Origin of the sequence: Limnohabitans sp. 2KL-1, assembly GCF_003063435.1 — a bacterium.
Classification (GTDB): domain Bacteria; phylum Pseudomonadota; class Gammaproteobacteria; order Burkholderiales; family Burkholderiaceae_C; genus Limnohabitans_A.
This window is the reverse complement of record NZ_NESL01000003.1, coordinates 324,733-347,783: the sequence shown is the minus strand read 5'-3', so window position 1 is coordinate 347,783 and position 23,051 is coordinate 324,733. Positions and strand designations below refer to the sequence as shown.

Genomic DNA, 23,051 nt, shown 5'->3' with positions numbered 1-23,051 from the left:
AGCCATGGCACTGATGATCACCGACGAATGCATCAACTGCGATGTGTGTGAGCCCGAGTGCCCGAACCAGGCGATTTATCTGGGTGAAGAAATTTACGAAATCGACCCGTCCAAGTGCACCGAGTGCGTGGGCCATTTTGACGAGCCCCAGTGTGTCCAGGTCTGCCCTGTGGCCTGCATTCCCGTCAACCCCCAGCACGTCGAAAACCAGGAATCGCTCTGGGCCAAATACCGCCGTTTGCAAGCTCAGTGAGGCGAAAAGTTCAGCCTTGCTCGCCGCTTTCGGCCGTTGGGCTCGGGGCTGTTTTTGCCGGTCTGGGCGGCTTGGGTCTGGGGGGCTTGCTGGTGTGGATTTTGACCATCGCTTTTTCCATGTCACCCGCTAGCAAAAGCGGCAATGCCAGCACTGCGCGGTGGATGCTGTCGCCGATGGCTTTGCGGTGTTCCAGCATCGGTTTTTTCAAGACCCAGCTGACCACTTCGGCCTTGTCACCCGGGTGGCCCACGCCAATGCGCAACCGCCAGTAATCTGAAGTGCCCAACTGCGCATGGATGTCGCGCAAACCGTTGTGCCCCGCATGGCTGCCGCCCAGTTTGAGTTTGGCTTCGCCCGGCACGATGTCGAGTTCGTCGTGCGCCACCAAAATTTCTTGCGGCTGGATTTTGAAGAACCGGGCCAGTGCGCTGACCGACTTGCCCGACAGATTCATGAAGGTTTGGGGTTCGAGCAGCCAAACGGTTTGTCCGTTGACGGTGGTGCGGGCCACCAGGCCATGGTAGCTGCGCTCGGGCACCAGCGACACCTTGAGTTCGCGGGCTACGGCATCGATCCACCAGAAACCAGCGTTGTGGCGGGTGTCTTCGTATTCGTTGCCCGGGTTGCCCAGGCCGACTAGCAGTTTGATCATGGTGCGTGATTATCCTTGGCGCAGGGTGCCTCGCGAGCGTGAGCAGGGTTTCCCCAAAGCAAAAGGCCCGCTTGCGCGGGCCTTCAAGAGCGGGGCTTTGCAAGCCCCCAGCCAGAAGATTACTTCTTGCCTTTGCCCTTTTTGGCGTCTGCAGGTGCAGCGGCCACAGGAGCAGCGACGACTTCTTCGACAGGTGCCACCACGGACACGAGGACCGGGTTTTTCTTGCCGTGGGTGATGGCTTTGCAGCCAGCGGGCAAGGTGATGTCGTTCAGGTGCAGCGATTTACCCATGGTCAGGCCCTTCAGGTCCACCGCGATGAATTCGGGCAGGTTGGCGGGCAGGCAAGCCAATTCGAGTTCAGTCACGACGTGAGTGACGGTGCACTTGTCGGTCTTGACGGCTTCGGACTCTTCTTCACCGCTGAAGTGCAATGGCACCTTCATGTGCAAAGTGGTGTTGGCATCAACGCGCTGGAAGTCGATGTGTTGCACCAACTGCTTGTAGGGGTGCATCTGGTAGTCACGCAGCAAGACTTTGCTGGACTGACCGTTGAATTCCATGTCCAGGATGGTGGCGTGGAAAGCTTCTTTTTTCAGGGCGTGCCACAAAGCGTTGTGGTCCAGCTCGATCAGTTGGGGGGCCGATGTGGAACCGTAAACGATGCCAGGTGTGCGACCGGAATTGCGGAGACGGCGGCTCGCACCCGTACCCTGCTTAGCGCGCTCAAAAGCGACGAATTTCATACATAACTCCTTCTAGGACTCACCGCGACCAGTGCAGCCCTGACTTGAAAAAGCCTGCCGATCCATCAGGACGGCAGGCCGCTTGTGGCCGTTGCCGGATCAGGCTTGATCCGAAAACAGGCTCATCACCGACTCACCACGGGCAATCCGATGGATCGTTTCTGCGATCAAAGGAGCCACGGAGAGTTGACGAATTTTGGAACATGCTGCGGCTTGGACCGACAGCGGAATGGTGTTGGTCACGACCACTTCGTCCAGGGCTTCACCCTTGGAGATGCGGTCGATGGCAGGACCCGAAAAAATCGGGTGGGTGCAATAGGCGTAAACTTTTTTGGCACCGCGTTCTTTGAGCACTTCGGCCGCTTTGACCAAGGTGCCTGCAGTGTCGATCATGTCGTCCATGATCACGCAGTTGCGACCGTCGATTTCTCCAATGACGTGCATGACTTCGCTCACGTTGGCCTTGGGGCGGCGCTTGTCAATGATGGCCAGATCGCAACCGAGTTGTTTGGCCAGGGCGCGAGCACGCACCACACCGCCTACATCGGGCGACACCACGATCAGGTCTTCGTAATTTTTCTGGCGCAGATCACCCAGCAAAACGGGGGAGGCGTAAATGTTGTCAACAGGAATATCAAAGAAGCCTTGAATCTGGTCGGCATGCAGATCCATGGTCAACACGCGGTCAACGCCCACGGCTTGCAACATGTTGGCAACCACCTTGGCCGAGATGGGCACGCGGGTCGAGCGAGGACGGCGGTCCTGGCGGGCATAGCCAAAATAAGGAATGACGGCACTGATGCGTTCGGCAGAGGCGCGCTTGAGGGCGTCCACCATGATCAGCAATTCCATCAGGTTTTCATTGGTGGGTGCGCATGTGGACTGAACCACAAACACTTCACGGGCCCTGACGTTTTGCTTCAGCTCGACGGTGACTTCACCATCAGAAAACCGGCCTACGTCAACAGCACCCAATTGGGTACCCAAGTGTTTCGCAATCTCGGCAGCCAAAATAGGATTGGCGTTGCCGGTGAAGAGCATGAATTCGGGGGTATTTGAAGCAGGCTGCATGTGCATTCCAGCGATCAGAAAAAATGGGCCTGTACGATTGAACGTATTTGGCAGGGGAGAAAGGATTCGAACCTTTGCATGCCGGAATCAAAATCCGGTGCCTTAACCAACTTGGCGACTCCCCTACACGGGTTGCTCGCTGAAACAGCGATCAACCGATCAACTATCGCTGGATGCCCAACCTGTTAAAGGGTGGACTTCCAAATTGCTGCAAAGCCGTGCCAAAAATTGGTCAGGGACCGTCATTTTTTTGGCACTGTCTGTGCTGTGAGCGAACACAGCACTGCCGGAACCTGTCATCTTGGCTTTTAATCCTGCGTTTGCCAACACTTGGAGCGCTTGCGAAACTTCAGGGCAAAGAGCCTGAGCAACGGGTTGCAAGTCATTGTGACCGAAGTCATATGCCTGTGCAGCGAAGACCGCTATTGTAGCAGGGTTTGTGTCGCGTTTGAGGTCGGGGTGCGCAAAAATTTGAGAAGTTTCGACCCCCTGGGGTGGTTTGATGACCCAGAACTGGGCCGCAGGCAGGTCGATTGGGGTGATTTTTTCGCCAATCCCTTCCACCCAAGCGTTGCGCCCACGCAGGAAAAACGGCACGTCGGCGCCCAATTGAAGACCCAGTTTTTCGAGTGTGGAGAGGCTCAAATTCAGGTTCCATAACCGATTGAGCGCCAGCAGGCAGGTGGCCGCATCAGATGACCCGCCGCCCATGCCCGCTTGGGCCGGAATTTGTTTTTCCACCGCAATGTGTACACCCTCGGTGCATCCGGTGTGGGTCTGCAGCAGTTGGGCGGCCCGAGTGATCAGGTCTTGCGCAGGCAAAGTGACGGTCAGATCCTCGCGGCTGATGGTGCCACCAGGCCGCTTCTCAAAATGCAGCGTGTCACACCAATCGATCAGCATGAAGACCGATTGCAGCAAATGGTAACCATCGGGGCGGCGGCCCGTGATGTGCAAAAACAAGTTCAGTTTGGCCGGAGCGGGCACATCGTGCAGCGATTTCATGAAGGGATTATCACCATCCATGACATGCTTGGAGGCACGCGGATGAGATTCAGCGGTCTAGCGCAATGCGCAAAAGCGCGCCTGGTGCAGGCAGACGTCGCTCGGCGGCAATACGCCCCTGTGCGTGTGCTGACAAGTCAACTTGCCAGCCCGGTGCTTCGGCGGCTTTGCCGGCGAGCCACTCGAATAAGGCAGTGATGGGCAGTTCGGTACCTGTCAAGTGCGCGCCCAATTTTTGCAAGCTCGAACTTTCCAGTTGATGCGTGCCCTGCACCAGCCGCGCCCCCTCTGGGGTCCATTCCAGACGTGCCAAGGTGGTGCCGATGGGGCTGAGCAAGACCATTTCACCCTTCTGGGCGGAGCCCTGCAGTTCAAAACTGGCGCTCAGGGATTCGGGCGGATCTTTGAGCACTTGAATGGCCATGCGTCCGGACCAATAAGCATGGGTGTCGACGGGTTTTATCCGGGGTGTCGCGCAGCCCGCGGCCAACAGGGCCCCAGCGATGCTCAGCCAGATGAACCGAGGCGGGCCCGAACGGGCGTTCAAAAGGGTGCGGACCCAGCGCACGCAGGGCATCATGGCTTGAATTGAAAGCGTTGCAGGGTTTCGCGCAAGGTGTCGTTGTCGTGCTTGAGCGACCAGCCTTCGCGCCAGACTGTGGCCGCTTCCTCGCGGTGGCCCATCACCCAAAGGACTTCACCCAAGTGTGCTGCGATTTCGGCATCGGGCCGGGCTGTGAAGGCCGCCTCAAGCGTTTTCCGGGCTTCGGTGTATCGGCCTTGACGAAATGCAACCCACCCCAGACTGTCCTGGATGTAGGCATCGTCTGGTGCCAGTTTCAGGGCTTGTGTGATCAGTTCACGGGCTTCGTCGAGGCGGGTGTTGCGGTCGGCCAGTGAATAGCCGAGGGCATTGAAGGCCTGGGGGTCTTGCGGCTTGCGTTGCATGAGATCGCGCAGCAGGCTTTCCATCTCATCAAAACGCTTGAGCTTTTCACTCACCATCGCCAGTTCTGAAATCAAATCGTTGTTTTCGGGCTGACTGTTCAGGGTTTGCCGGACCAAAGCATAAGCTTCGTCCATGCGCTTGTTCTCGCGCAGCCACAGCGACTGCAGCAGGGTTTTGCGTGCAGCCTGAGCGGGTGTGGCGGTCTTGATTTGCGACAGGACCAGGCGAGCCTCTTCCATACGCCCTTGCTGGGTGAGCAAATCGGCCTGGCGACTGGCCAGTTTGATGGGATCTGCGTCGGCCGGGACTTGGGCCAACCATTGTTCGGCTTGAGCCAGTTGGCCTTGACGCTGTGCCATTTGGGCCAGAGCCATGAAGGCCTCTGACAAGCCGTTTTGCTGATCCTTGTCCTGTGATGCCTTGACCAAGTTGATGTACCGTTGCAAGTGCTGTTCGGCCTCTGCGATCTTGCTTGCATCTTGAAGCAGCAAGCCATGCACCAGCCAGCCGTCAGCGAATCCAGGATGTTCTGTGTTCAAGCGCGTGAGCTGGCGCAAGGCTTCAACCGGTTGGGGCAGACTGATCAGGTGACGGGCATAGGCCAGTCGCAATTCCGGCGGCACGCGGCCATCCATGGCTTGCTTCAGTAAAGGGTGGATCTCAGCAGGCGCATCCCCTGCAATGCTCAGTGCCAAAATCAATGGACCTTGCGACATGGGGTCGGCTGTATGCCCTTGGCGCACGGCTTCTACAGCCAGAGCCAATTGTCCGGCTTCGCGTCGCATGCGGCCGATCGTGGTCCAGGCTGTGGCAGCGGTCTTGGGTTGTTTCAAAGCGAAAGCCAAGGCTTTTTCGACGGTGTCGGCCGCCAGTATTTTGTCCATGACCCTGGAAAATACGCGGGGCACCGATGCTATCGCCGCGTTTTGTTCGGTGACGGGTAACTCCTGGATGGAGACCGTCAGCGCTTGACCGGCTGAATCTACCCGGTTCAAGGCCAGCAAAATTTGCAGCGCGTATCGGTTGGCTTCGGTGGCTTGAGGGATGCTTTTTTTCCAGTCTTGTGCGGCCTGCAGTGCCGCTTCGCCTGAGCGCGATTGCAAAGCCAGATCCACGGCCCGCTGGAAAAGCATCGGGTCTTTGGTTTTGCGTGCGGCGTCCAGGATGATGGAAAAACCACTGCCCGGCGAGCCGCTTCGGACGTTCAACTCGCCCACCAGCAACTGATAAAACAGTGCTGCATCCAGCGCCGACTTTTGAGCAGGAGGGGGCGGCGGTGATGGGGGGGCTGTGGGGATGGAGGGGGTGGCCGGTTGCGCCCAAGCGCTCCAAACGCAAGAGGAGATAACGGCAAGTCGAAACCAGAATTTCATGGCTTCATCATAATCCAGCCACCCGCTGGCGTGAGCACGGCGGGTCAAGCCCTTTTTCACCCTACAGCCTATGCCCGAACTCCCCGAAGTTGAAGTCACCCGCCGCAGTTTTGCCGACCGTATTGCTTCGGCCCGCATCCTGGCCCTGCACATGGGCAAACCATTGCGCTGGCCCTTGGGCGTGCCTGCTTCCAGCTTGGTGGGGCGACAAATCCTGGGTGTGCGCCGGCGGGGCAAATACCTGTTGCTGGACTTGGACCCAGGCCTGCTGCTGTTGCATTTGGGCATGTCGGGTAGCCTGAACTTTGCACCCACACAGCCCGAAGCCGGGCCGCATGACCACATGGACCTGGTGACCGACCTCGGCGTGTTGCGCCTGCATGATCCCCGTCGTTTCGGTGCGGTGGTTTGGGCCCCGTCAGAGGATTCTGTGCCAGCGCAAAAGCTGTTGGGGCGGCTGGGCGTGGAGCCTTTGAATGGCCAGTTTGAGGTGGCGGCCTTTGGCCAGGCGCTGAAAAAACGCCAGTCCGCCATCAAGCAGGTTCTGCTGACTGGAGAAGTGGTGGTGGGTGTGGGCAACATTTACGCTTCGGAAACCTTGTTCATGGCGGGCATTCGCCCGACCACCCCAGCTGCGCGTTTGTCCCGGCCACGCGTGGCCCGCTTGCATGCTGCCATCGTGCAGGTGCTGACCCGAGCGGTGGCGCAAGGCGGCAGCTCGCTCAAGGATTTTGTGAGCGCCGAGGGCCGCACAGGCTACTTTCAATTGGAGGCCTCGGTGTACGGCCGTGCAGGCGAGCCTTGTCGAGTCTGTGGGACGCCGATCAAGTCCATGCTGCAAGGCCAGCGCACCACTTTTTATTGCCCTGTATGCCAGAAACCCTGACCCCATTGCCCGATGGTTTTGCCCGCCACATGGTGAACTGGCAGCGCCAGCACGGCCGCCAGAGCCTGCCCTGGCAAAACACCCAGGACCCGTACCGTGTCTGGTTGTCCGAAATCATGTTGCAGCAAACGCAGGTGACGACGGTGCTCGATTACTTTCCGCGGTTTTTGGCGTGTTTCCCGGATGTGGCCGCCCTGGCGGCGGCACCTCAAGACAAGGTTTTAGGCTTGTGGAGCGGCCTGGGCTATTACAGCCGCGCCCGCAATTTGCACAAATGCGCGCAAGAGGTGATGGCGCGCTTTGGTGGGGCCTTTCCACGTCGCGCCGAAGACTTGCAAACCTTGCCTGGCATTGGCCGATCGACGGCTGCTGCGATTGCCGCGTTTTGCTTTCTGGAGCGTGCCGCGATTCTGGACGGCAATGTCAAGCGCGTGCTGACCCGTGTGCTGGGCTATGGTGCGGATTTGGCAGTGGCCAAAAACGAAAAGGCTTTGTGGGCGTTGGCGCAGGACCTTTTGCCCGCGCAGGCCGCTGACATGCCGCGCTACACCCAAGCGCTGATGGATCTGGGGGCCACGGTTTGTTTGCCGCGCAAAGCGCAGTGTGAGGCCTGTCCCGTGAGTGCTGCGTGCAAGGCCAAAGCGCAGGGTGATCCCTTGGCCTACCCCGTCAAAACCCGCAAGCTCAAGCGCAGCAGCGCCACGCTGTGGCTGCTGTGGGCGGTCAATGCGCAAGGGCAGGTGTGGCTGCAAAAACGGCCCGACACAGGCATCTGGGCGGGTTTGTACAGCTTGCCGGTGTTCGAATCCGAAGCGGATTTGCGGGCCGCTTGGGTGCAGGGGCAGGACCCGCACTACATTGAACCCTGGAAACATGTGCTGACGCACCGCGACTTGCATTTACACCCAGTGCGGATGACGGGCAGCGCTGCACATGGGCCAACTTGCGTTGGTCAGTGGGTGGATGCGCACGCGTGGTCTGGCCTGGGCTTGCCCGCACCGATACGGGTTTTGTTGGCTAACGCGTGAAAGACACGGATCCCGCATCCTGTGCGGGATGACGTGATGCGGTGACGGGATGCCCACACCTGATGGGCATGTGTCACCCCTGGCGAAGATCCGGGTTCCAGCTTGTTGGCACCGACCGATGCCCGTCGTGTGCGTCCCATGAAACAGCGCTCAGACGGCGTCCAGTTCCCGATGCCGTTTGAGCGTCAGCCAGCGCGTACTGAAGTTTTGCGCCAGTTGCTCCACCATGAACACGGAGCGGTGTTGGCCTCCTGTGCAGCCGATGGCCACCGTGACATAGCTGCGGTGGTCGCGCTCGATGGCCTGAATCCAGTGCTTCAAAAACCCCTCGATTTGCAATTGCATCTGCACAAATTCTTCGGACTGGCGCAGGTAGGCTTGCACGGGTTCGTCGCGTCCGGTGAGCGGTCTCAGGGCGCTTTCGTAATGCGGGTTGGGCAGCATGCGCACGTCAAAGACATAGTCTGCATCGGTGGGGATGCCCCGTTTGAAGGCAAACGATTCGAAAACCAGGGTGAGCTGCTGCGCCAAAGGCGCGTTGACCAGGCTTTTGATGTAGGTTTGCAACTGAGCCGAGCGCAGCAAACTGGTGTCGATGACGTGAGCGCTTTCGCGCAAATCCGCCAGAAGTTCTCGCTCGAACTCGATGGTTTCAAAAAGGGCCTTGTCGCTTTGCGGTTTGCTGCCACCCGACAAGGGATGCTTGCGCCGCGTTTCCGAATAACGGCGTTGCAAGGTCTCCGAGCTGGCATCCAGAAAAACCGATTTCACGGACATGCCCATGTTGCCGAGCAAGGCCATCTGCTCAGGCATCAGGTGCAATGAATTGGCGCTGCGCACGTCAATGGCAATCGCCAGGCGTTGTTCTTTTTGTTGCTCTTCAAGCTTGACAAAGGGGATCAGCAACTCGGGTGGCAGGTTGTCCACACAGTAATAACCTGCATCCTCCAAGGCGTGCAACGCCACCGATTTGCCAGAGCCGGACATGCCGGTGATCAGGATGATGTCCATGCTCAGCTTTGCATGGCTTTGCGGCCTTGGGGTTTCAAGGGTGTACCCCCCAGCATTTCCCTGGCGTGCGCCAAGGTGGTGGCCGAGAGTTTTTCACCGCCCAGCATGCGAGCGATTTCGTTCACGCGCTGTTCGCCGGACACAACGCGTACCTGGCTGCTGACTTGGCCCTTGACGGCGGCTTTGCTGACCAGCAGGTGGTGGTCTGCACAGGCGGCCACTTGGGGCAGGTGGGTCACGGCCAGCACCTGCCGGTGTTGGCCCAGCTGTTTCATGAGTCGCCCCACGGTTTCGGCCACGGCACCGCCCACGCCCGAGTCCACCTCGTCAAAGATCAAGGTGCCGGCTTCCCCGAGTTCGCTGGTGGTGACCGCAATGGCCAGTGCAATGCGCGAGAGCTCGCCACCCGAGGCCACTTTGCCTACGGGCCGAGGCGTGCTGCCCTCGTGCCCGGCCACCAAAAAGCTGACTTCTTCCAGGCCGTGTTGCGCGGGCGTGTCCAGGGTTTGCAATTGCACCTCAAAGCGGCCGCCTTGCATGCCCAGTTGCTGCATGGCGCTGCTGACCGCTTGGGCCAGCGGTTTGGCGGCTTTTTGGCGCTGCTGCGAAACGGCTTTGGCCGCTTGCAAGCAGGCTTTGTGGGCCGCCTGTTCGGCTTTTTGCAGGCTATCGAGGTCGGCGGCGGCATCGAGTTGCGCCAATTCCTGACGCCAGGTTTGCAAGCTCAGCGGCAGTTCATCGGGGGTTTTTTTGTAGCGACGTGACAGCGACAGCCACAGGCCCATGCGCTCGTCCAGTCCGGCCAGTTGCGCCGGATCCAGATCGGTTTTGCGCAGGTAAGCGTGCAGGCTGTGGGCCACGTCTTCGACCTGGGCCTGGGCCGAGACCAGAACATCGGCCAAGGCTTGGAACTCCGGCTCGAACTGCCCCAGCGACTGCAGGGTCTGGATGGCGCGGGACAGCTCGCGCAAAGCGCCCCCGTCGTCTTCGCCTTCGAGGAGCAAAGTGCTTTGGTTAGCCCCGTCGATCAGTGCCTGCGCGTTGGCCAGGCGGCTGTGCTGGGTGCTCAGCTCCTGCCATTCGTCCACTTGGGGGTTGAGCTTTTCCAGCTCGCCAATTTGCCAGGCCAGCCGCTCGCGTTCGTTGGTCAATGTGCTTTGGGCTTGCTGGGCGTCGGCCAGCGTTTGCTGGGCTTGCCGCCAGGCTTGCCAGGTGGCTTTGAGCGGGCGGGTGTCGGTGCCTGCATAGGCATCGAGCAGGCCACGCACCGCGTCAGGGCGTGTCAGGCTTTGCCAGGCGTGCTGGCCGTGGATGTCCAGCAACTGTTCGCCCAGCTCGCGCAGTTGGGTGGCTGTGGCGGGGCTGCCGTTGACCCAGGCACGGCTTTTACCGGCGGTGTCCACGGTGCGGCGCAGCAGCAAGTCAGCGCTGGCCTCAAAACCTGCTTCTTCGAGCCAGGCCTGGATGGCGGGCGTGGGTTCGAATTCAGCGCAGACCTCGCAGCGGCTGGCGCCTTCGCGCACCACGCCTGCTTCGGCGCGGGCACCCAGGGCCAGCTGCAAGGCGTCGATCAAAATGGATTTGCCCGCGCCGGTTTCTCCGGTCAACACGCTGAAGCCCGTGCTCAGGTCCAGCTCCAGTTCGTGCACGATCACAAAGTCGCGCAGGGTGATGTGCGTCAGTGACACGGTTCAAGCGCCCTCATTCCAGTGCATTTTTTTGCGCAAAGTGTCGAAGTAATTCCAGCCTGCGGGGTGCAAAAAGCGCACTTTGTGCTCGGAGCGCTGCACCACGATCCGGTCACCCAGCGTCAGGTCGGCCAGCGATTGCATGTCAAAGTTGGCGCTGACGTAGCGCCCGGCCACGATCTCGATGCTGATTTCGCAGGACTCGGGCAGCACGATGGGGCGGTTGGACAAGGTGTGCGGCGCAATGGGTGCCATGACCCAACCGCCAATGCCCGGGTGCATCAAAGGGCCTCCCACCGACAGCGAATAAGCCGTAGAGCCCGTGGGTGTGGCGATGATCAGGCCATCGGCGCGTTGATTGGACACAAAGCGGCCATCGACCTCGACCCGCAGCTCGACCATGCCCGAGGTGCCCCCCCGGTTGACCACCACGTCGTTCATGGCCAGGGCACTGAACACGCTGCGCTGGTCACGCATGACCTGCGCCTGCAGCAAGCTGCGGTCTTCTGATTGGTAGTTGCCCTGCAGCATGGGCTGCAACACATCTTGGTAGCTTTGAAGGGGGATGTCGGTGATGAACCCTAGCCGCCCCTGGTTGATCCCCATCAAAGGCAAGCCGTAGCGTGCCATCTGGCGGCCAATGCCCAGCATGGTGCCATCGCCGCCAATCACCAGACCCAAATCGCATTGCTGACCGATCTCGGTCATCTCCAGCACCGGGTAGGTCGCGAGGCCGGTGTGCGAGGCGGTTTCTTTGTCCAGCACCACATCGCAGCCTTGGCGCGTCAAAAATTGGGCCACGTCGTCCAAAGCACGGCGAGAACTCTCCAGCGCCCCGCCGTGGGCGCTGGTGTGGTACTTGCCAAAGAGTGCAACGTGACGGAACTTGGATCTCATGCGCAAATTACATCATTAAAATGACCAGATGCTAGACGATCGTGCCAAGTTATTGCTCAAAGCGCTGGTGGAGCGTTATATCGCCGACGGCCAACCCGTGGGCTCGCGCACGCTCTCCAAGGCCTCGGGTCTGGACCTGTCGCCCGCCACCATCCGCAACGTGATGTCCGACCTGGAAGAGTTGGGGTTGATTGCCAGCCCCCACACCTCGGCCGGGCGCATCCCGACCAGTCGGGGCTACCGCCTGTTTGTGGACACCATGCTCACGGTCCAGCGTGATGGCCTGGAAACCCCGGCGCTCACGCCTGACCAGCCGCAAAAGGTGATCGCCAGCGCCGCCAACTTGCTGTCCAACCTGTCGCATTTTGTGGGCGTGGTCATGACGCCGCGCCGAGCCTCGGTGTTCCGGCACATCGAATTTCTGCGCCTTTCCGAGCGGCGCTTGCTGGTCATCATCGTCTCGCCCGAAGGCGATGTGCAAAACCGCATCCTCTTCACCGAGACCGATTACTCGCAAAGCCAGCTGATCGAGACCTCGAATTTCTTGAACACTCACTATGCGGGCATGGCCATTGAGCAGGTGCGCAGCCGGGTGCAGCAAGAGCTGGTCAGCCTGCAAAGCGAAATTGCCACGCTCATGCAGGCAGCTGTACAGGTCAGCACCGAAGCTCTGGCAGAAGACCAAAACGAGGTGGTCATTGCCGGTGAACGCAACTTGCTGTCGGTGAGCGACTTTTCCAGTGACATGGGGCATTTGCGCCGGGCGTTTGAGCTGTTTGAGCAAAAAACCCAGCTCATGCGCTTGCTTGATGTGTCCAGCCAGGCCGAAGGCGTGCGCATCTATATAGGCGGCGAAAGCCAGATCGTGCCCATGCAGGAACTGTCGGTGGTCAGCTCGCCTTATGAGGTAGATGGTCAGATCGTCGGGACCCTGGGCGTGATCGGCCCGACCCGCATGCCCTACGACCGAATGATCCAGATCGTCAACATCACCTCGCGTCTGGTCAGCAACGCGTTGAGTCAGTCCAAATGAAATGGCCTTCTTAGGCCACTACAATAAGGCCTTCGGTTGGGGCGTTAGCTCAGTTGGTTAGAGCAGAGGACTCATGAAAATTGTGCACCGAAGTAGGAAACTCTTCGTGTGAATGACGTCAAATTCGGTGAAAGCTAAGTGCAGTGATGCATACGCCAATGCCGAGCGAAGCTAAGTGCGAAAGCACTCTGAACGTGTAGAGACTAGACGGCGTCCACCTAAAGCTTAGGCAATGGTGAAGGCATAGTCCAGGGAGTAGTGAAAGCTACACAAACCAGAATCCTTTGGTCGACAGTTCAAGTCTGTCACGCCCTACCAACAAATAGAAAAGCCACTGATTTCGGTCAGTGGCTTTTTTCATTTAAGGAAACTTTGCAGAAGTTCCGTGCCCCCCAGTTCGACACCAAACGTCATAAGTTGTTGATTTATATAGAGTCGGTTAAATTTTTACCACTACAACAACTTCATCTGTTCTTTTTTCTCCGGCTGTTTTACCTTCAACGCGCCCAACACTTGCGCCTGTGCATCGCTGATTGCGCTCACCCCTTCGATGGGTTCTGCCTCGTTGATGCGCACCTTGTGTCGCTGGATTCTTCGCAGCTGCTCCAATGCCCGCTCCGGGCTCAATTCGCTTTGCGCCTGCTTGAGCCTTTGGCGCATCACACGGTAAACAATCAGTGCCATGAAACAAATCTGCGCATGCGCACGGATCCGCTCGGGCAGCCGGTGGTACACCGGCGCAATCTCGATCTCTGACTTGAGTACCCTGAAGCCCCGCTCAATGTCGGCCAGCGCCTTGTAGCGCTGCACGATCTCTTTGGGCTTGAGGTCCTTGACGTTGGTCACCAGCATCAGCTTGCCATCCATCAGTTGTGCTTTGGCCACAGCCGCTTCGTCCACCGTGTACGAGAACAACTCCCCCTTGAGGTCCACCTTGATGATGCGCGCCAGATGCGCCTCTTTGACCGCGTGGAACAACCTCGCTTTGGCCCCACTGTCGGACAGCTTGCGTCCCTTGGCCTTTTGCCCTGCATCCTGCTGGTCGAGCTTGCCTGCCCACTTCTGGGCTTGTGCCTCCAACTCCTTGATCTTGTCTCGCCTGAGCTGGCTTTGCTCTTGGGCGCGCAGTGGGTTGTGCGCCACCACCAGGCGCAAGCCTTGCCAGCTGCTTTCTTCCACGATCTCTTCGCTTTGACCGTCTTGTTTGGCTTGCGCAACCTTGGCCTCAAACGCGCTCAAGGTCTCTGCAAATTCACCATATCGCCTGCCCGGCACGGCCAGAATGAACTCCAAGGCTTGGCCGCTGGGCAGCACAATGGTCCCCAGCTCGTCCAGGTTGTCTACCGAGAGCAAACCCCGGTCGGCCACCAGCACCAAGCGCTTGATGTGCGTGTAGCGTTCCAGCACCTTTTGTACCGTGGCCACTAAAGTGGGGCCTTCGGACTGGTTGCCATCGAATACCTCGTGGTAGATCGGCAAGCCGTCGGCCGTTTGCACCACACCCAACATGAACTGGCGGGCAATCAAGCCCTCTTTGGACATGCCGTACTGGCGCACATCGCCCACTTGCTCGCTCAGGCCTGCGGCCCGAATGGTGGTCAGGTCATAAAACACCAACGACATCTCTTGGTCCACCAAAGGCTTGAGCAAACCAGCGACCACGCCATCGACAGCCGACTGGTGATCCATCAAGGCATCCATGCTGCGCAGCAAGTGCTGATGGGTCAAAGCCGCCACATCCACCCCGGGCATGCTGACCGTTTGCAGCCAACGCAAGACACCCAGTTTGGAGTCGGCGTCGCACAGGCGGTTGAAAACCATCACGCGAATGGCCTGCTCAACGGGTGTGGTGTAACGGGCACGGCGAAAGACACCGGCCAAGGCATCAAAGCCCAGTTCATGCCAAAGCTGGTCCAGTGCCCAGACATCGCCTAGAGCCAAAGCGGATTCGAAAGCGATTTGCGGTGGCTGGGCCATGGAGGCAGGCATGCCTTTGGCGCGCAGCAAGCCTTTGAGCAAAGTGTCCACCTGGCCGCCCACTTCATCCAAGCGGCCGAGGGTGCAAACGGTGCGTTGTCGGGGGCGTGAATTCTCATCACGAAAGGACTCGACCAACTGGACGTAGGTGTGGCCGCCGGACTTGGTGAGCTTGGTGAACATGGCCCAAAGTGTAGCAAATGGCAGGTCGCATGACAACGTAACTTGCCAGCACGTATTGCACTCAATATTGCCACTACAAAAAAATCAGAAGATCAGTTGCAAGTGCTTGATTTTGTTGAGGCCGGAGGCGCAAAAGGGCGAAAAATCGGGATTTGGTGTCGAACTCGGGCGTGCCGATGTGCCTGGCGTAAGCCCCGCCCAGCATATTGACCCATGAAACATCAATATGACGTGTTGTTGAGTCTGCTGGTTATTCAAAGATGCTAAATTGGCTATCAGTCGGGGCAAGAAGACCAAGCGCTCAACTTGTGAGCGGGTGAATGAGAATTGATATTTGAGCTTACCTTAAGCCAGGCAATGCATTGCTGAATTGAATCAGCCACTTGAAAAGTGCATTATCATTTGATACTCCAAAATAAGCTAAGGCGGTGATTTTTCACAGCTCATGTTGGGTTTCTGCGTCTATTTAAATATCACTGAGCGGAAATTTACTTTTTTGGAAAGAATATCACTCTATTTAATGATTAAAAGACATAATATATATTATTTTGTCTAAATTTTAAATGACAAATGATTAAAACTTTTAAAGTTATAGTTCCAAGCTACTCAGATCTTAGTTTGGACATGCAGGTAGAAACTGGGCAGCGTCATCCCGTACACATCCTGGTTGACGGGCGACCACTGCACCAGAGAATTATTGAAAGCTACGCTGCGGGCGGTGACGCATTTGAGTTTATCTTCGTACTTCCACCACAAGCGCCCGGGCTCAATATGCCAAAGGACATGCCTGTCCGCAGTCGCGACCTGCGAATGCAGTCAAGCTCGAGCATTGGAGAAACAGTGGCTCATGCTTTACAAGAGCTGCAGCAAGGTGATGGGATCATCGTGCACATGGGCGACACTTTATTGGGGTTTGCCCAGCCGCCAAAGCAGGACACGGTCTTTGTCGAAAACCGTAATGATCTCTATCGATGGACCAGCATAAGTCGGCAGCCTGCGGGAGATCTGAAAATTCTGGGTGACCGTGACCAGCATGCGCCTGCCGGTGAGCGTCAAGTTTGTGTCGGTGTCTTTGTGTTTGCCGATGGTGCGCTGTTTTCCAGTCTGCTGAGGCAGGCGCTGGCCCTGCAGTCGAAGGGCATGGATCCCTTCTTCATCGCGCTTGAGCAGTATGCTGCCGAGACAACCATGAACTTGGTTGCGCCGCACCAGTGGTATGACTTTGGTCACCTCGACACCTACCAGCAATCGCGCATGCGGCAGCAAAACCTCAGACACTTTAACGAGCTGCATTACGATCCTGAGCGCAATGTGATCACCAAGCGCTCACGCCACGTGGATGCCTTTAGGCACCAAGTGCGCTGGTACCGACAGATTCCTGACGAGCTGGCCTGCTACCTGCCGCGCGTATACGAAAGCAACGACGGTGCCCAGCCCTACATCTCGATGGAGTTTCTCTCCATACCCACCCTGAGCGAGCTGATGGTGGGTGTCCGCCTGGAGACCGGGGCCTGGAACGACGTTGCGCGCAAGCTCGCGCATATTCTGACCAAGCTTGAGCAATACGGATTTAACTCCCCGCTGGCTGCGGCCATGGCCAGCCAGGTTTATGTCGAAAAGACACGTCAACGACTTGGCGAATACTTGGCGCAGGAAACCGCCGTGCCCCAAGCCTGGGTCGATGTAGCAGGCGTACGGGTGACACTGGACTTTGTCCTTGGGCACCTGCAGGACTATGCAAACAAGCACGCGCTCACGAGCCTGACGCGCTTGACCCCCATCCATGGTGATCTGTGTTTTAGCAACGTCCTCTACGACCGCCGAGTCCGGCATGTCAAGCTTATCGATCCGCGCGGCGAATTCGCAGTACCTGGCATCTACGGTGATCCTCGCTACGACAAGGCAAAGCTGCTGCATTCATACCGCGGTGGCTATGACGACATTGTTGCCGACCGCTTTGAAGTCGAGCTGGCCGTCGATGGCCAGATCCGCTTCATGCCTGACCATGACCGCCAGAGCCGCGAAAGAATCGGCTCGATCTTCAGCGAACAGCTGTTTTCCGGGCCTCAGGAGCTGCGCGAGGCCCATGCCATCGAGGCGCTCCTCTTTCTGAGCATGCTCCCCTTGCATGTGGACAAACCCCGCAGGCAGCTGGCCATGCTGTACATCGGTCTGCAGCGATTCGGTCAACTTTTTATGGACAGCCCATGAGCGTGATTGTCACCATGGCCGGTGCAGGCAGCCGGTTCCAGCAAGCCGGTTACCGCGTGCCCAAATACATGATCGAAGCGCGCGGCCAAACTCTTTTCGACTGGGCGATCCAATCGCTGCAGGCTTTTCATGAGCAGCACTTTGTTTTTGCGTGCCTGCAAGAACACGATGCCGACTGGATCCGGGCGCGCGCACACCGAGCCGGACTGCGCCGCGTTGACATCATGGCCCGTGCCGCACTCAGCCTGGGCCAGGCGCATACCGCCATCGACGTTATTGCCGCTGTGGACCCGCACGAACCCGTATGGATCTACAACATCGACACCTATATTGAAAGAGGGCTGCATCCGCACGACCTGAGGGGTCACCAAGGCTGCCTGCATGTGTTTGAGAGCCAAAGCCCTGCCATGAGCTACGTCCGCTTCGACGCCCAGGATCAGGTCTGCGAGATCGTCGAAAAAGTCGTCATCTCATCCTGGGCCACCGTGGGCATGTACGGCTTTGAAACCGCGCAACTTTTCGCCCAGCTCTACCAAACCAGCTACGGCCAGCCCCAGACCCCCCAAGCCTCGGAGCAATACATCGCCCCGATTTACCAAAGCCTGCTGCGTCAAGGCGGGCGCGTATGTGCCCCCCGGCTGGCGTCCTCGGCCGTGCACATTCTCGGCACCCCCCAGGAAGTCCGCCTGTTCGACCCTGACGTGCATCCCTGAACCCCAGCACCATGAAAACCAAAACCAGCGACCCCGTGTTTGTCTTTTCGCTCCTGCATGCCGAATCCCTCGAGTGCCTGCAGCTTTGCATCGACAACTTCAAAATGTTCGCGCAGCCTGGTGACAAGCTGATCATCAACAGCAGTGTCCGCCACGGTTACGAGTACCCCTCGCCAGTTCCCGATGTGCTGATCGTCGAGGGCAAGCCGCGCAAGGCCCATGGCGCCGATCTGCTGGCAGCGCACCTCGACAACTGGCGCATGGCCCAGGCCCGTTGGGGCCAGCAGGAGTTCCTGTTCATCACCCTGGCCTCCAATGCCTTGTTCTTTCGCAGTTACGACAAGCTCAGCGCGATCGCCTCCATGAAGGTCGCGCAGACCAAGCCGCTGTCGACCCAGACTGGCTGGCAATACGAAGCGATTCGCAAGTCGCCGTCCTTCACCCAGGCCTTTGGCGAGCAATACATCCACAACCAGATCGAAGGCTTTGCCACCTGGTCTACCTCATGGTCAGCCATCGAGCGCAAATTCAAAGCACTCGACTACGGTGCTCACCGCCTCGACCAGGAGATCTGCCTCGAAGAAGTCCTGCCCCTGGCAGCGCTGGCTGTCGAACAACTGGCCAGCACCAACATGTGCCAAATGAAATGGGCCGACAGCCGCAAAGGCCGCCGCTTCGTCACCCCGCACGACCTGCTGGTACAGGGCAGGCAACAACCTGCCCACATCTGCCTGTACAAGTGGTTTGACCGCAACCCACGCTCGCTGGCCAGCAGACTGGTCTCTGACCAGGCGCTGCATGACCAGTTCAAAGCCTTTTTTGACCTGGCACCCCAATGGGGGGAAGACCCCGCCGAAAGGCTTGACCTCGCCAGGGCCATTCTCGATCCGCTCAAGTTGCCCGACACCGTCATCGACCTCGGCCGTCACAGCTTCAGTGCCAGCATCGACAAAAGCTGTGACCGCAAAGTCATCCGGCTCAATGAGGGTCTTTCGCGGTCCCCCTTCCTGTACATGGAGACACTGCCCCCCGACTTTCAGGCCCGAGTCCAGGTCAGCATTGCGCATGGACGGGTGGTTATTCGCTCCGAATCACCGACCCTGGGACTCAAGGTTAACCCCACGCTTTATTACGACTTGAAGTTCTACATGGTGCTCTATCTGCCCATTCCCGAGTCGGTGACCCACCTCTACCTGACCCATTTCGAGCGCCCCCGCGCAGATGACCCAAGCCAGTTCGAACCCTTTGACACCCGCGAAATGGTCATGAACCTCGCCGTACTCGAACACCAGGGCCGGTACGAAGTGCTACAAGCCCGTGCCAGCGCTTACGAGTCGGACTTTCTGGCTCCATTTGCCCTCTACGACCTCCAAAAATCCGCCCGTGCCGGCGTGCGTTGCTTCGGCGTACCGGTGATCCCCAACTCGCGCATGGCCTTCGAGCTCCGTGCAGGATGAAATGAGTAATAAAAAATCCATTAAATATAAAAATATATACCTAGAAATTTATTTACAACATCAATATTTATTTTTATAACATTTTTAGAGAATCTATCAATTATTAATTTAAAATATCGTAAATACATCGAAGCCGCCATGACTTGGAGCTTCAGATGTCGAGAGATTTCTTGTTTTCCAATTGAAAAAAGTAAAAATTCCACGCTCGTCGGCCTTGACGCAGTTCCTCAAAAAGGGATTGCGCTCGCTGCTGGGCGATCGGAAAGACTTCACTCAACTGACCCTGTTGCTGGGCTTAACTGCCCTGGTGGCTGAGCAGGCGCGGGCCCAGCAGCGCAGACAAGAAGACGCTCAAGCTGAAGCCGACGCGCAGAGCAGCGAAGACCTGTCCGACGCCTCTGGCGAAGCGCACGAGTCGCAGGCCCAGGCTGATGCATCCGCAGACCTGCCGAGTGACCGCGAAATCGTTGAACAATCTGTCGAAGCCCTTCGTGAGCTTTTGCAGGCCAGCCGTGGCGACGCCCAGCTGGCGCAGGCCACGGCATCGGCTGACCCTGAATTGCCGCAAGAGGCGGCACGAACGGCGGTGGCGGTGCCAGCTCCTGTCCCACAAGCGCCGGCAGCTGATACGGCGCTTGACGCCACAGCAATGCATACCGGCACCGTGTCTTTGGGCTTTAATCCCGCGTGGCTCCTTGGTGGAGGTCTGCTGGGGCTCATCGGGGCGTCTGGTGGCTCCTCGGCCGCAAAGGCCATTCCGCTCACTCAAGGCGCGGTCATTGATGGATACATCAAGGGTGCCACCGTGGTGCTGCTGGGTGCCAATGGCCAGCCGCTGAATGACCCTCGGGCCACCACCCAGACCGACGCATTTGGCAAATACGAGTTCCCCGCCGATCTGGTTGCCCAAGCAAGCAAGATCATGGTGCGCGGGGATGGTGTGGACACCTCCACCGGCCTGCCTTTTACGGTCGAATTGTCGGCTCCGGCGACGGCTCAAGTGGTCAATCCGGTCACCACCCTGATCCAGTCTCTGGTCGATAGTGGCCAATCCCTTGCCCAGGCTCAGACGTCGGTCAAGGCTGCTCTGGGCTTGCCTGCCGATGCCGCGCTCGACTTGCTGAACCTGGACCCGATTGCTGCGTCCACCGGCGCCGTAGTGGTGCCGGGCGTCTCTGCCAATTTGGCGTTGCAGATTCAGGCCCTGTCCGCCCAGATCGCCAACGTGCTGGTGGTGGGCGTCAGCGCCCTGACCGCCGCTGGCGTAGACTCGGCAACGGCTTACACCGCGCTCGTCAGTGGCCTGGCTGCCCAGGTTGCGGCTGCCAATATAGACGGCGCTCCGTCCTTGGCCAGTGGACTGAGTGATGCGGCCACGCTGCAAAGCATTTTTACCTCGGGCTTGCCTGGTACTCTGGATCCAGCCATCCTGCAAAGCGCGGCCAATGCTGCGTCCGGTGTGACCACGGTCCTTGCCAGTGGCAATGCGCTGATCACCAGCAACAACCTCAGTGCCGTTTACGAGCTGCAGAAAGTGCTGCAGGGTGGGCTGACTGACACCATCGCTGCCAACAGCGCCGCACTGGCTTCGGGTGGGTCGATCGATGCTGGCTCCATTGCTGGGGCCCTGAGTAGTGCTGCCACCACGCCCGACTCCACGTCGGTCAGTCAGTCTTCGAGCAGCAGCTCCAGTGTTGAACCTTCTTCCTCGTCCGTTGCGTCAAGCAGTTCAAGCTCTGAGCCCAGCAGTTCAAGCTCTGAGCCGTCTTCGTCGTCCGAGCCCATCAGCTCTAGTTCTGAGCCAAGCAGCTCCAGCTCTGAGCTAAGCAGCTCGAGTTCTGAGCCAAGTAGCTCCAGCTCTGAGCCGTCATCGTCTTCTTCCTCTGAACCAAGCAGCTCCAGCTCTGAGTCGAGCAGCTCTAGTTCTGAGCCGTCCTCGTCTTCGTCGTCTGAGCCGAGCAGCTCGAGTTCTGAGCCATCCTCGTCTTCGTCGTCTGAGTCAAGCAGTTCAAGCTCTGAGCCGTCATCGTCTTCGTCGTCTGAGCCGAGCAGCTCGAGTCTGAACCAAGCAGCTCGAGTTCTGAGCCATCCTCGTCTTCGTCGTCTGAGTCAAGCAGTTCAAGCTCTGAGCCGTCTTCGTCTTCGTCGTCTGAGTCAAGCAGTTCAAGCTCTGAGCCGTCTTCGTCGTCTGAGCCGAGCAGCTCTAGTTCTGAGCCGTTATCGTCTTCGTCGTCTGAGCCCAGCAGTTCAAGCTCTGAGCCCAGCAGCTCGAGTTCTGAGCCGTCATCGTCTTCGTCGTCTGAGCCAAGCAGCTCCAGTTCTGAGCCGTCATCGTCTTCGTCGTCTGAGCCAAGCAGCTCGAGTTCTGAGCCAAGCAGCTCGAGTTCTGAGCCGTCCTCGTCTTCGTCGTCTGAGCCCAGCAGCTCAAGCTCTGAGCCCAGCAGCTCAAGCTCTGAGCCCAGCAGTTCAAGCTCTGAGCTAAGCAGCTCGAGTTCTGAACCAAGTAGCTCCAGCTCTGAGCCGTCATCGTCGTCCGAGTCAAGCAGTTCAAGCTCTGAGCCCAGCAGCTCGAGTTCTGAGCCGTCATCGTCTTCGTCGTCTGAGCCCAGCAGCTCGAGTTCTGAGCCAAGCAGCTCCAGCTCTGAGCCGTCATCGTCTTCGTCGTCTGAGCCGAGCAGCTCTAGTTCTGAGCCATCCTCGTCTTCGTCGTCTGAGCCAAGTAGCTCCAGTTCTGAGCCGTCATCGTCTTCGTCGTCTGAGCCAAGTAGCTCCAGTTCTGAGCCGTCATCGTCTTCGTCCTCTGAACCAAGCAGCTCCAGCTCTGAGTCGAGCAGCTCTAGTTCTGAGCCAAGCAGCTCCAGCTCTGAGCCCAGCAGTTCAAGCTCTGAGCCGTCTTCGTCGTCTGAGCCGAGCAGCTCGAGTTCTGAGCCGTCATCGTCTTCGTCGTCTGAGCCAAGTAGCCCCAGTTCTGAGCCGTCATCGTCTTCGTCGTCTGAGCCAAGTAGCTCCAGTTCTGAGCCGTCATCGTCTTCGTCCTCTGAAGCAAGCAGTTCAAGCTCTGAGCCGAGCAGCTCTAGTTCTGAGCCCAGCAGCTCGAGTTCTGCGCCGTCATCGTCTTCGTCGTCTGAGCCCAGCAGTTCAAGCTCTGAGCCAACTTCGTCTTCGTCGTCCGAGCCCAGCAGCTCCAGCTCTGAGTCGTCATCGTCTTCGTCGTCTGAGTCAAGCAGCTCCAGCTCTGAGTCGTCATCGTCTTCGTCGTCTGAGTCAAGCAGCTCCAGCTCTGAGTCGTCATCGTCTTCGTCGTCTGAGCCAAGCAGCTCCAGCTTTGAGCCGTCATTGTCTTCGTCCTCTGAACCAAGCAGCTCCAGCTCTGAGTCGAGCAGCTCTAGTTCTGAGCCGTCTTCGTCGTCTGAGCCAAGCAGCTCCAGCTCTGAGCCAAGCAGCTCTAGTTCTGAGCCAAGCAGTTCAAGCTCTGAGCTAAGCAGCTCGAGTTCTGAGCCAAGTAGCTCCAGCTCTGAGCCGTCATCGTCTTCGTCGTCTGAGCCGAGCAGCTCTAGTTCTGATCCATCCTCTTCTTCGTCGTCTGAGTCAAGCAGTTCAAGCGCTGAGCCGTCCTCGTCTTCGTCCTCTGAGCCAAGTAGCTCCAGCTCTGAGCCGTCATCGTCTTCTTCCTCTGAATCAAGCAGCTCAAGCTTTGAGCCGTCATCGTCTTCGTCGTCTGTGCCGGCATCGTCTTCGTCGTCTGAGTCAAGCAGTTCAAGCTCTGAGCCGAGCAGTTCTAGTTCTGAGCCATCCTCGTCTTCGTCATCTGAGCCGAGCAGCTCTAGTTCTGAGCCAAGTAGCTCCGACTCGTCATCGTCTTCAGACTCCAGTTCGGCTTCTTCGCCTGAATCCGCCATTCGTATCAACGAGTCG

Annotated in this window: 19 protein-coding genes and 1 tRNA gene; 7 read left to right on the top strand and 13 right to left on the bottom strand. The window is 58.4% G+C overall.

All coding sequences use genetic code 11. From position 1 onward, the window contains the following. Positions 1 to 4 precede the first annotated feature (4 nt). Positions 5 to 253 carry a YfhL family 4Fe-4S dicluster ferredoxin gene (locus tag B9Z47_RS09755; protein WP_108331038.1) on the top strand — a complete coding sequence of 83 codons (249 nt, stop codon included), beginning with the start codon at positions 5 to 7 and terminating at the stop codon, positions 251 to 253. Between the two features lie 10 nt (positions 254 to 263). Here B9Z47_RS09755 and pth read toward each other — a convergent pair whose 3' ends face one another. The 7 genes from pth to B9Z47_RS09720 form a co-directional block, all read right to left on the bottom strand. Beyond that, on the bottom strand, positions 264 to 908 hold the full coding sequence (gene pth, locus B9Z47_RS09750; protein WP_108331037.1) for an aminoacyl-tRNA hydrolase: 645 nt from the start codon (positions 906 to 908) through the stop codon (positions 264 to 266). 119 nt (positions 909 to 1,027) lie between these two features. Beyond that, positions 1,028 to 1,654 carry a 50S ribosomal protein L25/general stress protein Ctc gene (locus B9Z47_RS09745; protein ID WP_108331036.1) on the bottom strand — a complete coding sequence of 209 codons (627 nt, stop codon included), beginning with the start codon at positions 1,652 to 1,654 and terminating at the stop codon, positions 1,028 to 1,030. Between the two features lie 99 nt (positions 1,655 to 1,753). Continuing rightward, the gene (locus B9Z47_RS09740; protein ID WP_369912023.1) at positions 1,754 to 2,731 is read right to left on the bottom strand and encodes a ribose-phosphate pyrophosphokinase; all 978 of its coding nucleotides are present in this window, start codon (positions 2,729 to 2,731) and stop codon (positions 1,754 to 1,756) included. A gap of 42 nt (positions 2,732 to 2,773) precedes the next feature. Further along, positions 2,774 to 2,850, bottom strand: a tRNA-Gln gene (locus tag B9Z47_RS09735). Positions 2,851 to 2,884: 34 nt separating this feature from the next. Further along, on the bottom strand, positions 2,885 to 3,730 hold the full coding sequence (ispE, locus tag B9Z47_RS09730) for a 4-(cytidine 5'-diphospho)-2-C-methyl-D-erythritol kinase (protein WP_108331204.1): 846 nt from the start codon (positions 3,728 to 3,730) through the stop codon (positions 2,885 to 2,887). Positions 3,731 to 3,779: 49 nt separating this feature from the next. Continuing rightward, a complete protein-coding gene (locus tag B9Z47_RS09725) occupies positions 3,780 to 4,298 on the bottom strand; it encodes a lipoprotein insertase outer membrane protein LolB (RefSeq protein WP_233253742.1) in 519 nt (172 codons plus the stop codon). An 8-nt stretch (positions 4,299 to 4,306) separates the two neighbouring features. After that, complete coding sequence (locus B9Z47_RS09720; RefSeq protein ID WP_108331202.1) at positions 4,307 to 6,052, bottom strand: tetratricopeptide repeat protein; 1,746 nt, start codon at positions 6,050 to 6,052, stop codon at positions 4,307 to 4,309. Positions 6,053 to 6,122: 70 nt separating this feature from the next. Between B9Z47_RS09720 and mutM the strand changes: the two genes are divergently transcribed. Together mutM and mutY are read left to right on the top strand one after the other, a co-directional pair. After that, positions 6,123 to 6,938, top strand: coding sequence for a bifunctional DNA-formamidopyrimidine glycosylase/DNA-(apurinic or apyrimidinic site) lyase (gene mutM, locus B9Z47_RS09715; RefSeq protein WP_108331035.1), 816 nt, complete (start codon positions 6,123 to 6,125; stop codon positions 6,936 to 6,938). After that, on the top strand, positions 6,923 to 7,966 hold the full coding sequence (gene mutY, locus B9Z47_RS09710) for an A/G-specific adenine glycosylase (RefSeq protein WP_108331034.1): 1,044 nt from the start codon (positions 6,923 to 6,925) through the stop codon (positions 7,964 to 7,966). Before mutM ends, mutY begins: the two co-directional genes overlap by 16 nt. A 150-nt stretch (positions 7,967 to 8,116) precedes the next feature. Here the strand turns inward: mutY and rapZ are convergent, their stop codons facing one another. Genes rapZ through B9Z47_RS09695 form a run of 3 tightly spaced genes read right to left on the bottom strand, consistent with a single transcriptional unit; the run spans position 8,117 to position 11,562 of the window. Next, the gene (rapZ, locus tag B9Z47_RS09705) at positions 8,117 to 8,983 is read right to left on the bottom strand and encodes an RNase adapter RapZ (RefSeq protein ID WP_108331033.1); all 867 of its coding nucleotides are present in this window, start codon (positions 8,981 to 8,983) and stop codon (positions 8,117 to 8,119) included. Next, positions 8,980 to 10,665: a DNA repair protein RecN gene (gene recN, locus B9Z47_RS09700; protein ID WP_108331032.1), complete on the bottom strand. Its 1,686-nt coding sequence runs from the start codon at positions 10,663 to 10,665 to the stop codon at positions 8,980 to 8,982. The genes rapZ and recN overlap by 4 nt, the downstream gene beginning before the upstream one ends. Before the next feature lie 3 nt (positions 10,666 to 10,668). Then, positions 10,669 to 11,562, bottom strand: a complete 894-nt coding sequence (locus B9Z47_RS09695; protein ID WP_108331031.1) for an NAD kinase — start codon at positions 11,560 to 11,562, stop codon at positions 10,669 to 10,671. Between the two features lie 28 nt (positions 11,563 to 11,590). Here B9Z47_RS09695 and hrcA point away from each other — a divergent pair, with 28 nt between their 5' ends. Then, a complete protein-coding gene (gene hrcA, locus B9Z47_RS09690) occupies positions 11,591 to 12,595 on the top strand; it encodes a heat-inducible transcriptional repressor HrcA (RefSeq protein WP_108331030.1) in 1,005 nt (334 codons plus the stop codon). Positions 12,596 to 13,048: 453 nt separating this feature from the next. On the opposite strand, the gene B9Z47_RS09685 is transcribed toward hrcA, so the two are convergent. Then, on the bottom strand, positions 13,049 to 14,755 hold the full coding sequence (locus tag B9Z47_RS09685; RefSeq protein ID WP_108331029.1) for an IS1634 family transposase: 1,707 nt from the start codon (positions 14,753 to 14,755) through the stop codon (positions 13,049 to 13,051). 624 nt (positions 14,756 to 15,379) lie between these two features. Here B9Z47_RS09685 and B9Z47_RS09680 point away from each other — a divergent pair. The 3 genes from B9Z47_RS09680 to B9Z47_RS09670 are packed head-to-tail and all read left to right on the top strand — an operon-like array spanning position 15,380 to position 19,136. Continuing rightward, on the top strand, positions 15,380 to 16,966 hold the full coding sequence (locus B9Z47_RS09680) for a phosphotransferase (RefSeq protein ID WP_158271665.1): 1,587 nt from the start codon (positions 15,380 to 15,382) through the stop codon (positions 16,964 to 16,966). Then, positions 16,963 to 17,679 (top strand): hypothetical protein, encoded by a 717-nt coding sequence (locus B9Z47_RS09675; RefSeq protein WP_108331027.1) that lies wholly within the window; start codon positions 16,963 to 16,965, stop codon positions 17,677 to 17,679. Before B9Z47_RS09680 ends, B9Z47_RS09675 begins: the two co-directional genes overlap by 4 nt. 11 nt (positions 17,680 to 17,690) lie before the next feature. Beyond that, positions 17,691 to 19,136 (top strand): hypothetical protein, encoded by a 1,446-nt coding sequence (locus B9Z47_RS09670; protein WP_108331026.1) that lies wholly within the window; start codon positions 17,691 to 17,693, stop codon positions 19,134 to 19,136. 295 nt (positions 19,137 to 19,431) lie between these two features. On the opposite strand, the gene B9Z47_RS09665 is transcribed toward B9Z47_RS09670, so the two are convergent. Together B9Z47_RS09665 and B9Z47_RS09660 are read right to left on the bottom strand one after the other, a co-directional pair. Continuing rightward, complete coding sequence (locus B9Z47_RS09665) at positions 19,432 to 20,520, bottom strand: hypothetical protein (RefSeq protein ID WP_146185779.1); 1,089 nt, start codon at positions 20,518 to 20,520, stop codon at positions 19,432 to 19,434. A 535-nt stretch (positions 20,521 to 21,055) separates the two neighbouring features. Then, positions 21,056 to 23,035 (bottom strand): hypothetical protein, encoded by a 1,980-nt coding sequence (locus tag B9Z47_RS09660; RefSeq protein ID WP_108331024.1) that lies wholly within the window; start codon positions 23,033 to 23,035, stop codon positions 21,056 to 21,058. Positions 23,036 to 23,051 lie beyond the last annotated feature (16 nt).

What these genes read in the sequence shown, in the direction of transcription:
- B9Z47_RS09755 (WP_108331038.1), top strand. Translation starts at nt 5, where the DNA reads ATGGCACTGATGATCACCGACGAATGCATCAACTGCGATGTGTGTGAG.
- pth (WP_108331037.1), bottom strand. Translation starts at nt 908, where the DNA reads ATGATCAAACTGCTAGTCGGCCTGGGCAACCCGGGCAACGAATACGAA.
- B9Z47_RS09745 (WP_108331036.1), bottom strand. Translation starts at nt 1,654, where the DNA reads ATGAAATTCGTCGCTTTTGAGCGCGCTAAGCAGGGTACGGGTGCGAGC.
- B9Z47_RS09740 (WP_369912023.1), bottom strand. Translation starts at nt 2,731, where the DNA reads ATGCACATGCAGCCTGCTTCAAATACCCCCGAATTCATGCTCTTCACC.
- ispE (WP_108331204.1), bottom strand. Translation starts at nt 3,730, where the DNA reads ATGAAATCGCTGCACGATGTGCCCGCTCCGGCCAAACTGAACTTGTTT.
- B9Z47_RS09720 (WP_108331202.1), bottom strand. Translation starts at nt 6,052, where the DNA reads ATGAAATTCTGGTTTCGACTTGCCGTTATCTCCTCTTGCGTTTGGAGC.
- mutM (WP_108331035.1), top strand. Translation starts at nt 6,123, where the DNA reads ATGCCCGAACTCCCCGAAGTTGAAGTCACCCGCCGCAGTTTTGCCGAC.
- mutY (WP_108331034.1), top strand. Translation starts at nt 6,923, where the DNA reads ATGCCAGAAACCCTGACCCCATTGCCCGATGGTTTTGCCCGCCACATG.
- B9Z47_RS09695 (WP_108331031.1), bottom strand. Translation starts at nt 11,562, where the DNA reads ATGAGATCCAAGTTCCGTCACGTTGCACTCTTTGGCAAGTACCACACC.
- hrcA (WP_108331030.1), top strand. Translation starts at nt 11,591, where the DNA reads ATGCTAGACGATCGTGCCAAGTTATTGCTCAAAGCGCTGGTGGAGCGT.
- B9Z47_RS09685 (WP_108331029.1), bottom strand. Translation starts at nt 14,755, where the DNA reads ATGTTCACCAAGCTCACCAAGTCCGGCGGCCACACCTACGTCCAGTTG.
- B9Z47_RS09680 (WP_158271665.1), top strand. Translation starts at nt 15,380, where the DNA reads ATGCAGGTAGAAACTGGGCAGCGTCATCCCGTACACATCCTGGTTGAC.
- B9Z47_RS09675 (WP_108331027.1), top strand. Translation starts at nt 16,963, where the DNA reads ATGAGCGTGATTGTCACCATGGCCGGTGCAGGCAGCCGGTTCCAGCAA.
- B9Z47_RS09670 (WP_108331026.1), top strand. Translation starts at nt 17,691, where the DNA reads ATGAAAACCAAAACCAGCGACCCCGTGTTTGTCTTTTCGCTCCTGCAT.
- B9Z47_RS09660 (WP_108331024.1), bottom strand. Translation starts at nt 23,035, where the DNA reads ATGGCGGATTCAGGCGAAGAAGCCGAACTGGAGTCTGAAGACGATGAC.